We start from the raw sequence: 12,357 nt of genomic DNA, 5'->3' as shown, positions 1-12,357 counted from the left end.
TCGCGCCATGTCCGGGATATCCGTACCGCGGGTAGCAAATCCCCTCCCGGGGAACGGCCGGATCGCCCGCAGGTAAAAGGAGTTGAGGCGGGGGGCCTCAACTGGGTCCAGTTTGGTGCGGTTTGGATTTCCGTAAACCTGTTGTCTCCGTCACACCTGCCGGATGTCACACCGTTGTCATTGAATTGAGCGCGTCAATCGGCCAGGGTTTCGAATCACCCGGACGCAGATCTTCCTGCGGGCCGGGGCGATTGCAACAACGCTTCAACCCCCCACAGCAATCGAGGAGACCTCTCTTCATGGCTTCACACAAGCGTTACAGCAAGCGTCGGTTGACCGTGGCGATATCCGCCACCGTGGCCGTGGCCGCGGGCGGCACGCTGCTGACCCTTCCCGCCGGCGCGAGCACCACCCCCACGGGCAAGATCTACGGCGCCAACGCCGAGAACGCCGTGAGCGGCAGCTACATCGTCCTGATGGACGACAGCGCCAAGACCATGGCCGCGAAGGACGCCAAGTCCGACCTGGCCAAGGAGTACGGCGGCAAGCTCAAGCGGAACTACTCCTCCGCCGTCAACGGCTTCTCGGCCAACGGTCTCACCGAGGCCGAGGCCAAGAAGCTCGCCGCGGACCCGTCCGTCGGCAAGGTGGTGCAGAACAAGAAGTTCCACATCAACGCCACCCAGGAGAACCCCCCGTCCTGGGGCCTGGACCGGATCGACCAGGAAGAGACCAAGGGCGACAAGAAGTACGCCTACCCGGAGGGCGCCGGTGAGGGCGCCACCGCGTACGTCATCGACACCGGTGTCCGCACCACGCACAAGGACTTCGACGGCCGCGCCACCTCCGGCTTCGACGCCATCGACAACGACAAGGACGCCGACGACGGCAACGGCCACGGCACCCACGTCGCCGGCACCATCGCCGGCGCCAAGCACGGTGTCGCGAAGAAGGCCAAGATCGTGGCCGTCCGCGTGCTGGACGACGAGGGCTCCGGCTCGACCGAGCAGGTCGTCGCCGGCATCGACTGGGTCACCAAGAACCACCAGGGCCCGTCGGTCGCCAACATGAGCCTCGGCGGCACCGTCGACGAGGCCCTCGACGCGGCCGTCAAGAAGGCCGTCGCCGCCGGCGTCACCTTCGTCGTGGCCGCGGGCAACGAGTCCTCCGACGCCGGCCAGAGCTCCCCGGCGCGGGTGAAGGAAGCGGTCACCGTCGCCTCCAGCACCGAGAAGGACGAGCAGTCCGACTTCTCCAACTTCGGCAAGGTCGTCGACCTGTACGCCCCCGGCTCGGACATCACCTCCGACTGGAACGACAGCGACACCGGCACCAAGACCATCTCCGGCACCTCGATGGCCACCCCGCACGTCGTGGGTGCCGCCGCGGTCTACCTCGGCTCCCACAAGGACGCCACCCCGGAGCAGGTCTCGAAGGCCCTCACCGACGGTGCCACCCCTGACAAGATCAGCAACCCCAGCGAGGGCACCCCGAACAAGCTGCTGAAGGTCACGAAGTAACCCTTCGCACACCCCAGTAGCAGACGGCCGCCGCGCTCTCCCCCACGGAGCGCGGCGGCCTCCTTGCGCCTCCGGCGTGCTGCTCAGGAGCATTGGGCCCGCGCCGAGACCGGGACCTCATGGTCCCTGTCGGCCGGGCCGGAGCCGTGGCTCCGTCCGTTGGGCCGCCCGATGAGAAGTCCGAGCCTGCTTCTGCCACGAGCGGCCCGCGCTTCTCATCCGCGGCGACCAGCCGCCGGATCGTCCCCAGCCGTGGATCACTCCGGGCGGGAGGCGTGGGACCGGCCCAACTGCATGGACCTAGACCGTTTCCCGCTGGTCACGCAGAGCCTCCACGTCCGCCCGGGCGAAGCGTCCCAGCAGTCCGGGCCGCACCCCGCGACGTTCTGCGGTCACCTCGAACTTCCCGACGGGCCAGCCCAGGGATTCCGCCGCTTCCTTGGCCGACCAGCTCGACTCGATCCAGGCATGGCGGTCGCGGACCGTGGCCTCGACGTGCTCCTCCGGGAGCTCGTCGAGGTCGTCCACGGCGAACATGGGGTGTCCCCTGAATTCGCCCTGCGGCCGCAACAGGCCCTGATCGGCGAGGGTCTGCACGTCGACACGCTCGACTTCCCGCTGAAGGCGTAAGGACAGATGCTCTGCCGCCTTGATCGATCCGAGCCCGGGGTGGTCGCCCACGGCGGCCCTGATCTCTTCGACGCGATCGGGCAGCGTTTTCGCCACCCCGTACGACCAGCGCTTGGCATTCACATCCGGGGGCGGAATCACGCCGTGCTGCACCGCCCGGGGGACCTGCCAGCTCTTCAGCCCCAGCCACTGCGCCAGTTGAACGGGGCCGAAGTCCCGTCCTCGGGCGGCCTTGCCACCTCCGGTCCCGCCGGTGGACGACGAGCTGTCGGGCGGCGGCGCCGCTGCGGTGGCGTGTCCGGTCCCCAGGGCATCCCTGATGCCCTCGAGGCGGTCCGGCAGCGTCTTGGCCAGCACCAGCGACCACCGCTCGTCGTCGATGTCCGGCGGCGGAATGAGCCCCCGGGCCTGGGCGCGTCGGAATTGCTTCGGTTCGAGCCCGAGCCAGTCAGCCAACTGGTGCGGACCGAAGTCCCGTTCCTTGGCCACAATCCCCTCCCGTGCGATCGTCGGACACTCGGCCGCGCACGTCAGCGCGCCCCACTGGAGTCCCCAACAGCCTAGGTCCCGGGTCTGACAGTGGGGCCTTCCGCAAGTGCCCCGGAGCGGGCGGGAGTTGCCGGAATCCAGGAGACACCGTCCCGCCCGTCGGTGAACCTGTTCGATCCGCTCGGATCCGCGCGCTCCTGCGGGTCGTCACCGGCCGATACCGGTTTCTGCGGGCCGTACCGTGCACAGAGACCGACGTGCCCCCTTCGCCCTCCCCGGTGCACCGCACGCCACCCGGAACACCGCTCCCACCTGCGCTTACGCGCCCGGTCGCGGTCCCTGCGGCGGAGTTTTCCACAGGCAACGGCGGCCATCGGCGCGAAGCCCGAGACCCGGCTACCGTCAGTGACCAACAGACGCCACAACCACCGGACTCGAAGGAGCACGAGATGCACGGGGGCCTGCCGTTCATCGGCCTGAGCACCATCGTCTACGGCGTCGTCGCGCTGATCACCGTCATGGGACGCGGAGTCCTGCGACGCGGAACGAAGCGGGGGAGCGAATCATGCGCAGCCTTACGGTCATCGTCCCGGCACACAACGAGGAGGAAGGCCTCCCGGCCACGCTGGAATCCGTCTTCCGGCAAACCGTGCCGCCCGACGCAGTCATCGTGGTCGACGACGGCTCGGCCGACCGCACCGGCGACGTGGCACGGTCCTTCGGCGCCACGGTCCTGACACCACCGCACAACCTGGGCAGCAAGGCGAAGGCACAGAACTTCGCCCTGCCCCACTGCTCGACCGAGCTGGTCCTCGCGGTCGACGCCGACACCGTCCTCGCGCCCGACTACATCGAGCGCATCACCCCCGCCTTCGACGACCCCGCAGTGGTGGTCGCCGCCGGCAACGTGCAGACCCGGCACACCCGCACGGTGTGGGAGCGCGGCCGGTCCGTCGAGTACCTCTTCGGATTCCACTGGCACCGGCCCATCCAGAACGGCGCCAACAGCCCCGTCGTCTGCTCCGGTTGCTGCTCCGTCTTCCGCCGTGGCGTCCTGGCGGGCTTCGGTGGCTTCCCCGAGCGGACCATCGTCGAGGACATGGACTACACCTGGTCTCAGCAGATCGCGGGCCGCCGGGCCGTCTACGTCGCGGACGCCGAGGCGTGGGCGGCCGACCCGGAGACCCTGACGTATCTGCGGAAGCAGGTCTGGCGGTGGATGGCCGGCTTCTGCCAGAACGTCCGGCTGCACCTGGGCCGGCTGATCCTCCGCAAGCCGCTGCTCGCCGTGTGGATCCTGCTGGCGATGGTCGAGATTCTCACCGCGCCGCTGTGGTGGGCCACTCCGGTGATCCTCGCCGCGACCACGGATCAGACGCTGCCCTCGGCACTGGGCTGGTGGGCCGGGGCCGACATACTCCTCACCGTGCCGCCCCTGGTCTATGCGGCCAGGCGGCGGAAACTCCCGGTCCGCAGGGTGCTGCTCAACATCCCCTGTGTCTACCCGGCGAAGGCGGTCAACCTGTACTACGCGTGGAAGGCCGTCTGGGTGGAGCTGGTCCTGGTCCCGCTCCGCCTCTCCCGGGGGCTCACGGTCTACGAGAAGGGCCGTGCCCCCACGCCGCTCGCCGCAGGGTGAGCACCTGGGTCGTACTGCCGTCGTCCTCCACGATGTCCCGCACCGGGACGAAGCCGACGCGTGCCAGCAGCGCCAGCGAGGCGCTGTTCGGCGCGGCGACGGTGGCGTGCACCTCGGCCAGACCCAGGGTGCCGAAGCCATGGGCGAGGAGGGCCCCGGCCACCTCGGTGCCGAGGCCCCCACCCCAGGCCTCGGCCGCCAGGGCGTAGACGACCTCGTACCCGTCGACCGTGTCGGTGTGTTTGATCTCGGCGTGCCCGACATACCGGCCGGGCGCGTCCGCTCCCGCCAGACGGACGGCCCACACGTCGAACAGCCGCTGGGCGTAGACCTTGCTGAAGATCCGTCCGAAGAGAGCCCGGTCCTCCGCTTCGCTCGACGGGCCGTCCCCCATCCAGCGGGACACCCGGGAGTCCTGGAAGAGCCGGACGAAGTCCTCTTCGTCAGCGGGGGTGTACGAGGTGAGCCGGAGGCGTTCGGTGTGCAGCGGAGGCGGGGTCACGGCCGAGAGGTTATGCCGCGTAGCACCGGACAAGCCATCGGATTGCCGGGCACTGTCGGTCCCTCTCGGTAGGGTGCCGCCGTGACGAGCTATGTGGCATTGCTGCGCGGGATCAATGTGGGCGGGCACAAGAAGGTGCCCATGGCGGCGCTCCGCGAGCTGCTGACGGGCCTGGGGCACGGGGCGGTCCGTACGCATCTGCAGAGCGGCAACGCGGTGTTCACCAGTGCCGAGCAGGATCCGGCGCTGCTGGTGGAGGAGTTGGAGCGGGCGATCGAGGACCGGTTCGGCTTCGAGGTGCGGTGCATCGTGCTCAGCGCGGCGGAGCTGCGGGCGGCGGCCGGCCGGAACCCGTTCCCGGCCGCGTCGTTCGAACCGTCGAAGCTGGTGGTGATCTTCCTGTCGTCACCTCCTGACCTCGGGCGGCTGGGCACGATCGATGCGGGGAAGTACCGCCCGGACGAGTTCCGTCCGGGCGAGCGGGAGATCTTCGTGCACTGTCCCGGGGGTCTCGGCACCAGCAAGCTCATGCCGGTGCTCGGGAAGGCCACCGGCGATGCCGTGGCCACCGCGCGGAACTGGAACACGGTCGTCAAGCTGCTGGCGATGAGCGAGGGCTGATGTCCGACCGCGGGTGAGACGCGGCCGGCGGTGGAGGGCCGGACCGACGTGAACCGAGGGCGCGGCCGGCAGCGCTGGGACGTGACCGACGTACCGACGTGACCGATGTGATCGAGGGGCAGGGGCGGGGAGGGGGTGGGGGCGGGCCCCCCGGGGACGCCGCCCTCGTCAGGCCGAAGCCCGCAACCCGACCCCCCGCTCCCCGCAAGCCCCCTCGTACCGCTGGAGCACCAGCCGCGCGACGTCCGGGGCGTCGCCGAGGGCTTCGGCGAGGAAGTCGGCCCCGGCTTCGCGTGCGCCGGTGACGATCCGGTCCAGCAGGAAGCCGGGGGCGAGGACGTAGGGGGCCACGGCGACCCGCTCCGCGCCCTCGGCGCGCAACTGCCGGACCGCGTCCGCTGTGCGGGGGAGAGATGCGGAGGCGAACGCAGGCCGCACGGCGCACCAACCGGTGTGCCGCCACTCCCGCGCGATTTCAGCGATCACTGCGATCGCCTCCGGGTCGGAGGAGCCCGCCGAGGCCAGGACGACCCCGGTCGAGCGCCGGTCACCGGGGCGCACCCCGGCTTCGTACAGCCGCCGTTCGAGGGTGGCGGTCAGGAGGGGGGACGGGCCGAGCACGTCGGCCTGTCGCAGGGAGAGGTGCGGCAGCCGGCCCGACATCTCGTGCAGCACGGAGGGGATGTCGGACTTCGCGTGGAAGGCGCGGGTGAGCAGCAGCGGCAGGGCGACCACGCCCCGTACGCCCTCGGCGGCGAGGCGCTGCAGTACCTGGGGCACGCTCGGCGCGCAGAAGTCCAGGTAGCCGGTCTCCACGCGCAGCCCGGGCCGCAGCGACCGTACCCGCTCGGTGAGTGCGGTGACGGTCGCCGCGTGCCGCGGGTCGCGGCTGCCGTGGGCCACGAGCAGCAGCACGGGGGCCGTGGGGCGGACGCGGCGCAGGTCCGGGCGGAGGGGGTGCGGGGTGTGCATGGCGGGGGTCAGCTCTTGACGAGGAGGCCGCGGCTGCGAAGGACGCGCCGCTCGATGGGGGCGAAGACGAGGAGTTCGATGCCGATGCCGACGATGAGGATGAGCAGGATCGCGGAGAGGACCCAGGACATGTCCTGGAGTTCCCGGCCCTGTTCCAGCAGCTGGCCGAGGCCGACGCCCAGGTCGCCGGCGTTGACGATCAGTTCGGCCGCCATCAGGGAGCGCCAGGAGAAGGCCCAGCCCTGCTTGAGTCCGGCGATGTAGCCGGGCAGGGCGGCCGGGAGCAGGATGTGCCGTACGGCGTGCAGCCCGTTGGCTCCGATGACCCGGCCGGCGCGCAGATAGAGCGGCGGGATCTGGTCGACGCCGGAGACCAGGCCGTTGGCGATGGAGGGGACGGCGCCGAGCAGCACGACGGCGTAGATGGTGGCGTCGGTCAGCCCGAACCAGATGATCGCGGCGGGCACCCAGGCGACGGACGGCAGTGACTGCAGTCCGGACAGGATGGGGCCGATCGCGGCGCGTACCGGCTTGACCCGGGCGACGATCAGGCCGAGCGGGGTGCCGATCGCCACGGAGATCAGGAAGCCGAGGCCGCCGCGGGAGAGGCTGGTCCACACGTAGCTGAGGAGGGTGCCCTCCAGCCATTTCTCCTGGAGGGAGCGGCCCACGTCCACCGGGCTGGGGAGCAGGTAGTGCTCCTTCAGCTTGAAGTGGTAGGCGAGCTGCCACAGCACCAGGACGATGGCGACGGCGATGATCGGCGGCACGGCCTTGGACAGCAGGGTGCGGCCGAGCGGCGCGCGCTGGGACGCCCGGGTCTCCAGGGCGTCGAGGCCTGCCTCCAGGCCGGCGAGCTGGTCGGGGGCGGTGGCGTCGGGGGCGGAGTTGTCGGTGGCGGTGTTGTCGGAGGCGGCCGGGTCGGCGCCGGTGCGCTGCTCGGTGTCAGTGCTGGCCATGTCGGCGGATCTCTCCCCGCAGCTGTTCGGTGATCTCGATGGACAGGTCGGCGACCCCGGAGTCCTCGATCCGGCGCGGCTGCGGGATGTCGACCTTCCACTCGCGGGCGATGCGGCCGGGGCGGGACGACAGCAGGACGACCCGCTCGGCGAGGCGCACGGCCTCGCGGACGTTGTGGGTGACGAAGAGGACGGACAGGTTCGTCTCCCGCCAGATGCGGGTCAGTTCGTCGTGCAGGACGTCGCGGGTGATGGCGTCGAGCGCGGCGAACGGCTCGTCCATCAGCAGCAGCCGGCTGTCCTGGGCGAGGGCCCGGGCGAGGGCGACGCGCTGCCGCATGCCGCCGGACAGTTCGTGGACGCGCTTGCCGTATGCGCCCTTGAGGCGGACGAGCTCCAGCAGACGCTCGGCCTCGGGGCGCCGTTCGGCCTTGGGCAGGCCGCGCATCCGCAGGGCGAGTTCGATGTTCCGGCCCGCGGTGAGCCACGGGAAGAGGGCGTGCTCCTGGAACATCAGGGCGGGCCGGCCGCCGGGGGTCTCGATGGCTCCGGCGGACGGCTTGTCGAGCCCGGCGACCAGGTTGAGCAGGGTCGACTTGCCGCAGCCGGAGGCTCCCAGGAGGGTCACGAACTCGCCGGGTGCCACATCGAGGCTGATGTCGTCCAGGACGAGCTGCTGGGCTCCGGGCCGGCCGAACGACTTCGACACGTGGTCGATGCGCGCGACGTGGGACACCGCCGCGTCGTCCACGGCGGGGGTCTTGGTGAGCGTGGTGATGGCCATGAGTGTCACCTCCTGGGAGCGTTCCGGTGGATTACTTGGTGCCGAGCCCGGCGTCGTCGACCGGCTGCTTGCCCTCGGCCTTCAGCACCTTGTTGAGCAGCCGGAGGTCGTAGATGCCCTTGAGGTTCGGCTTGTCGAGCAGGCCGGCCTTGACGGCGTGGCCGGCCTCGGTGCCGAGGGTGGAGGCCAGCGGGTCGTCGGTGACCTCGACGTGCCGGAACGCCGGGTCCAGCACCTCGGGCGGCAGGGGCTTGCCGGCCTCCGCCTTCAGGGCGTCGTTGATGGCCTTCTTGGCGGCGTCCGGGTTGCCCTTGATCCAGTCGTTGGTCTTCACCGAGCCGCGCAGCACGGCCTCGACGACGTCGGGGTGCTCCTTGAGGAACTTCTGGGAGACGATCAGGTTCGTGATGACGAACTTGCCGTCCTTCCACAGCTTCTTCTCGTCGAGGAGGACCTTGCCGCCCTCGGCGACCAGCTTGGACGCGGTGGGTTCGGGCACCCAGGCCCCGTCGACGCTGCCGCTCTTGAAGGCGACCGGGGTCACCTTGTTGTCGGTGCGGGCGACGGTCACGTCGCCCTTGCCGGAGTTGGGGTCGACCTTGTAGCCCTTCTCCGAGAGGTAGTTGAGGAGCGCCACGTCCTGGGTGTTGCCGAGCTGCGGGGTGGCGATCGTCTTGCCCTTGAGGTCGTCCAGGCTCTTGATCTTCTTCGGGTTCACCACGAGGGAGACGCCGCCGGACGCCGAGCCGGAGATGATCTTCAGGCCCTCGCCGTGGGACTTGGCGTAGCCGTTGATGGAGGGGGACGGGCCGATCCAGCCGATGTCGATGCCCTCGGAGTTGAGGGCCTCGATCTCGGCCGGGCCCGCGTTGAAGACCCGGGGCGTGACCTTGGTGCCGCCCAGCTCCTTCTGGATGAGGCCCTTCTTGCCGAGGCCGACCAGCGCGGTGGCGTGGGTGGTGTTCGCGAAGTAGCCGATCTTCACCTCGTCGAGGCCGTCGAGCTTCTTGCCCTTGGCGGCCGGTGCCGCGTCCTCCGCCGTGGCCTTGGAGCCGTAGCCGCAGGCGCCGAGGGAGACGATCAGCAGCGGGAGGGCGGCGGCGGCCGCGACGGCGCGGCGGGCCGCCGGCCGGGCGAGGGTGGAGCGAACGGCAGTCACGGGAGGTGTTCCTCTCGGTGGGCCGGTACGTCGCGGGGACGCCCGGCGGTGCGGTGCTACCGCTCGGCGGCAGCGGGGGAGGGTCTTCGTCGGGGGAGCGGGTGCCTGCGGTGCTCAGGTGTCAGCACGCACATCGCCCCACTCCGCCCTGACCGCTCCCGAGGGCGCCGCTGCCGACGCGGCCGCCCTCCTTCGCGAAGGTGGAGAAGATGTCGGTCATCAGAAGTCCCACCCGTCGTCGTCGCGGGTGCCGACCTCGGCCTCGGAGTCGGCGAACGCCGCGCCCGCCATGCCCGCCGTGAGGGTGGAGCCGTCGGACGGGTCGATCAGCAGGAACGATCCTGTGCGCCGGGAGTCGGCGTAGGCGTCGAGCGCCAGCGGCTCGGAGGTGCGCAGCACGACCCGGCCGATGTCGTTGGCGACCAGCTCGCCGGGGGCGGGGTGCTGGGAGAGGTCGTCCAGGGTCAGCCGGGACGGGATGTCCTTGACGATGGCCTTCACCGTGCGGGTGGTGTGCTTGAGCAGCACCCGGGCGCCCGGCGTCAGCGGCTGGTCGTGCAGATGGCAGACCGTGGCGTGGATGTCCTGGGTGGCCTCGGGGGCGGAGGCGGTGGCGACGATCGTGTCGCCGCGCGAGATGTCCAGGTCGTCGGCGAGCCGGACGGTCACCGACTGCGGGGCCCAGGCCTGCTCGACGCTCGTGCCGAGCGCGTCGATGCCCTCGACGGTGCTGGTCAGCCCGGACGGCAGCACGGTCACGGCGTCGCCGGCGCGCAGCACGCCGGACGCCACCTGGCCCGCGTAGCCGCGGTAGTCGGGGTGCTCGGCGGTCTGCGGGCGGATGACGTACTGGACGGGGAAGCGGGCCGGGTCCGTGGACGGGTCGGTGCCCACCGGCACGGTCTCCAGGTGCTCCAGCACGGTGGGGCCGCCGTACCAGTCCATGTTCGCGGAGGCGGTCACGACGTTGTCGCCGGCCAGTGCGGAGATCGGGATCGCGGTGATCTCCGGGACGCCGAGCGAGGCCGCGTAGCGGGTGAACTCCTCGGCGATGGCGGCGAAGACGGGCTCCGCGTAGTCGACGAGGTCCATCTTGTTGACCGCGAGGACGACGTGCGGGACGCGCAGCAGCGCGGCGACGGCGGCGTGCCGCCGGGTCTGCTCGACGACGCCGTTGCGGGCGTCCACCAGCACCACGGCGAGTTCGGCGGTGGAGGCGCCGGTCACCATGTTGCGGGTGTACTGCACGTGGCCCGGGGTGTCGGCCAGGATGAACCGCCGCCGCGGGGTGGCGAAGTAGCGGTAGGCGACGTCGATGGTGATGCCCTGTTCCCGCTCGGCCCGCAGCCCGTCGGTGAGCAGCGCGAGGTCCGGGGCCTCCTGGCCGCGGGAGCGGGAGGCGTGCTCGACGGCCTCCAGCTGGTCGGCGAGGACCGACTTGGAGTCGTGCAGCAGCCGCCCCACCAGGGTGGACTTGCCGTCGTCGACGGATCCGGCGGTGGCGAAGCGCAGCAGCGACGTGGCCGCGGTCTGATCGGCGATGGTGCTGGTCATGGTTAGAAATACCCCTCGCGCTTGCGGTCCTCCATGGCGGCCTCGGACAGCTTGTCGTCGGCGCGGGTCGCGCCGCGCTCGGTGAGCCGGGAGGCGGCGATCTCGGCGATGACCTGCTCGATGGTGGCGGCGTCGGAGTCGACGGCGCCGGTGCAGGACATGTCGCCGACGGTGCGGTAGCGCACCAGCCGCTTCTCCACGGTCTCGCCGTCCTTGGGGCCGCCCCACTCGCCGGGCGCCAGCCACATGCTGTTGCGGGCGAAGACCTCCCGCTCGTGCGCGTAGTAGATCTCCGGGAGTTCGATGTCCTCCCGGGCGATGTACTGCCACACGTCGAGTTCGGTCCAGTTCGACAGCGGGAAGACCCGCACGTGCTCGCCGGGGGAGTGCCGGCCGTTGTAGAGCTGCCACAGCTCCGGGCGCTGCCGGCGCGGGTCCCAGCCGCCGAACTCGTCGCGCAGCGAGAACACCCGCTCCTTGGCGCGGGCCTTCTCCTCGTCGCGCCGGCCGCCGCCGAAGACCGCGTCGAACCGGCCCTGGTCGATGGCGTCCAGCAGCGGGACGGTCTGCAGCGGGTTCCGGGTGCCGTCGGGGCGCTCGCGCAGCTTGCCGGCGTCGATGAACTCCTGGACGGACGCGACGTGCAGCCGCAGCCCGTGCCGGGCGACGGTGCGGTCCCGGTAGTCGATGACCTCGGGGAAGTTGTGCCCGGTGTCCACGTGCAGCAGTGCGAACGGCACCGGCGCGGGCGCGAACGCCTTCAGCGCCAGGTGCAGCATGACGATGGAGTCCTTGCCGCCGGAGAAGAGGATCACCGGCCGCTCGAACTCGCCCGCCACCTCGCGGAAGATGTGCACCGCCTCGGACTCCAGGGCGTCCAGGTGGGACAGCGCGTACGGGCTGTCGGTGCTCTCGGTCCGGTCTGTCGCGGTGGTCACGCCAGTCCCCTCTCGGTCAGCAGCGCGTGCAGCTGGGCGGCGGAGTCCTCGACGGTCCGCTCGTGCGTCTCGATCCGCAGGTCCGGGTCGGCCGGTGCCTCGTAGGGGTCGTCCACGCCGGTCAGTCCGGAGATCTCGCCGGACGCCTGCTTGGCGTACAGGCCCTTCACGTCGCGCACCGAGCACACCTCGACCGGTGTGGCCACGTGCACCTCCAGGTAGGGGGTGCCCTCGGCCTGGTGGCGCTTGCGCACCGCCTCCCGGCTGTCCGTGTACGGGGCGATCACCGGCACCAGGGCCTTCACGCCGTGGGAGGCGAGCAGTTCGGCGACGAAGCCGATCCGCTGCACATTGGTGTGCCGGTCCTCGCGGGTGAAGCCGAGGCCCGCGGAGAGGAACTCGCGGATCTCGTCGCCGTCGAGCACCTCGGTCCGGTGGCCCTCGCCGCGCAGCCGCTCGGCCAGCGCGTGCGCGAGCGTCGTCTTGCCGGCGCTCGGCAGGCCCGTGAGCCAGATCGTGGCGCCCGTCGCGGGCGCGCTCGCCCCGCCGTCCGTCAGGCCCATGTCCGGTATCCCATCCGCCTGTATCCC

The 12,357-nt window shown here is 70.9% G+C and carries 11 protein-coding genes and 1 pseudogene; 3 read left to right on the top strand and 9 right to left on the bottom strand.

Annotation, left to right across the window (positions count from 1 at the left end):
- The first annotated feature begins 299 nt into the window (after positions 1–299).
- Entirely contained in the window at positions 300–1,520 is a 1,221-nt protein-coding gene (locus tag ACFYYR_RS05360; protein WP_388847120.1) for a S8 family peptidase, read from the top strand.
- Between the two features lie 300 nt (positions 1,521–1,820).
- Here ACFYYR_RS05360 and ACFYYR_RS05355 read toward each other — a convergent pair whose 3' ends face one another.
- A complete protein-coding gene (locus ACFYYR_RS05355) occupies positions 1,821–2,639 on the bottom strand; it encodes a hypothetical protein (protein ID WP_388847118.1) in 819 nt (272 codons plus the stop codon).
- A 565-nt stretch (positions 2,640–3,204) separates the two neighbouring features.
- On the opposite strand from ACFYYR_RS05355, the pseudogene ACFYYR_RS05350 reads away from it, so the two are divergent.
- Positions 3,205–3,993 (top strand): annotated as a pseudogene (locus tag ACFYYR_RS05350) (glycosyltransferase family 2 protein); the annotation flags it as partial.
- 235 nt (positions 3,994–4,228) lie between these two features.
- Here ACFYYR_RS05350 and ACFYYR_RS05345 read toward each other — a convergent pair.
- Positions 4,229–4,780, bottom strand: a complete 552-nt coding sequence (locus ACFYYR_RS05345; protein ID WP_388847116.1) for a GNAT family N-acetyltransferase — start codon at positions 4,778–4,780, stop codon at positions 4,229–4,231.
- Positions 4,781–4,861: 81 nt separating this feature from the next.
- Between ACFYYR_RS05345 and ACFYYR_RS05340 the strand changes: the two genes are divergently transcribed.
- Entirely contained in the window at positions 4,862–5,401 is a 540-nt protein-coding gene (locus ACFYYR_RS05340; protein ID WP_388847114.1) for a DUF1697 domain-containing protein, read from the top strand.
- A 168-nt stretch (positions 5,402–5,569) separates the two neighbouring features.
- On the opposite strand, the gene ACFYYR_RS05335 is transcribed toward ACFYYR_RS05340, so the two are convergent.
- The 7 genes from ACFYYR_RS05335 to cysC all read right to left on the bottom strand — a co-directional run bounded on the left by ACFYYR_RS05335 (position 5,570) and on the right by cysC (position 12,330).
- The gene (locus ACFYYR_RS05335) at positions 5,570–6,373 is read right to left on the bottom strand and encodes a sirohydrochlorin chelatase (RefSeq protein ID WP_388847112.1); all 804 of its coding nucleotides are present in this window, start codon (positions 6,371–6,373) and stop codon (positions 5,570–5,572) included.
- Positions 6,374–6,381: 8 nt separating this feature from the next.
- Positions 6,382–7,332 (bottom strand): ABC transporter permease, encoded by a 951-nt coding sequence (locus tag ACFYYR_RS05330; RefSeq protein ID WP_388847110.1) that lies wholly within the window; start codon positions 7,330–7,332, stop codon positions 6,382–6,384.
- Entirely contained in the window at positions 7,319–8,116 is a 798-nt protein-coding gene (locus ACFYYR_RS05325; RefSeq protein ID WP_351508382.1) for an ABC transporter ATP-binding protein, read from the bottom strand. The genes ACFYYR_RS05330 and ACFYYR_RS05325 overlap by 14 nt, the downstream gene beginning before the upstream one ends.
- 31 nt (positions 8,117–8,147) lie before the next feature.
- Positions 8,148–9,275, bottom strand: a complete 1,128-nt coding sequence (locus ACFYYR_RS05320) for an aliphatic sulfonate ABC transporter substrate-binding protein (protein ID WP_388847108.1) — start codon at positions 9,273–9,275, stop codon at positions 8,148–8,150.
- Positions 9,276–9,494: 219 nt separating this feature from the next.
- On the bottom strand, positions 9,495–10,829 hold the full coding sequence (locus ACFYYR_RS05315; protein ID WP_388847106.1) for a sulfate adenylyltransferase subunit 1: 1,335 nt from the start codon (positions 10,827–10,829) through the stop codon (positions 9,495–9,497).
- A gap of 2 nt (positions 10,830–10,831) precedes the next feature.
- Positions 10,832–11,767, bottom strand: a complete 936-nt coding sequence (cysD, locus tag ACFYYR_RS05310) for a sulfate adenylyltransferase subunit CysD (RefSeq protein WP_388847104.1) — start codon at positions 11,765–11,767, stop codon at positions 10,832–10,834.
- Positions 11,764–12,330, bottom strand: coding sequence for an adenylyl-sulfate kinase (cysC, locus tag ACFYYR_RS05305; RefSeq protein WP_388847102.1), 567 nt, complete (start codon positions 12,328–12,330; stop codon positions 11,764–11,766). The genes cysD and cysC overlap by 4 nt, the downstream gene beginning before the upstream one ends.
- Positions 12,331–12,357: the final 27 nt, after the last annotated feature.

This window comes from Streptomyces sp. NPDC001922 (assembly GCF_042891165.1).
Lineage (GTDB): Bacteria > Actinomycetota > Actinomycetes > Streptomycetales > Streptomycetaceae > Streptomyces.
The sequence above is the reverse complement of the archived record's forward strand: the minus strand, read 5'-3'. Positions and strand labels throughout refer to the sequence as shown.

Bases quoted from the DNA above. Each gene is read 5' to 3' on its own strand.
- cysC (WP_388847102.1), bottom strand. From the start codon at position 12,330: ATGGGCCTGACGGACGGCGGGGCGAGCGCGCCCGCGACGGGCGCCACG.
- ACFYYR_RS05335 (WP_388847112.1), bottom strand. From the start codon at position 6,373: ATGCACACCCCGCACCCCCTCCGCCCGGACCTGCGCCGCGTCCGCCCC.
- ACFYYR_RS05315 (WP_388847106.1), bottom strand. From the start codon at position 10,829: ATGACCAGCACCATCGCCGATCAGACCGCGGCCACGTCGCTGCTGCGC.
- ACFYYR_RS05325 (WP_351508382.1), bottom strand. From the start codon at position 8,116: ATGGCCATCACCACGCTCACCAAGACCCCCGCCGTGGACGACGCGGCG.
- ACFYYR_RS05330 (WP_388847110.1), bottom strand. From the start codon at position 7,332: ATGGCCAGCACTGACACCGAGCAGCGCACCGGCGCCGACCCGGCCGCC.
- ACFYYR_RS05360 (WP_388847120.1), top strand. From the start codon at position 300: ATGGCTTCACACAAGCGTTACAGCAAGCGTCGGTTGACCGTGGCGATA.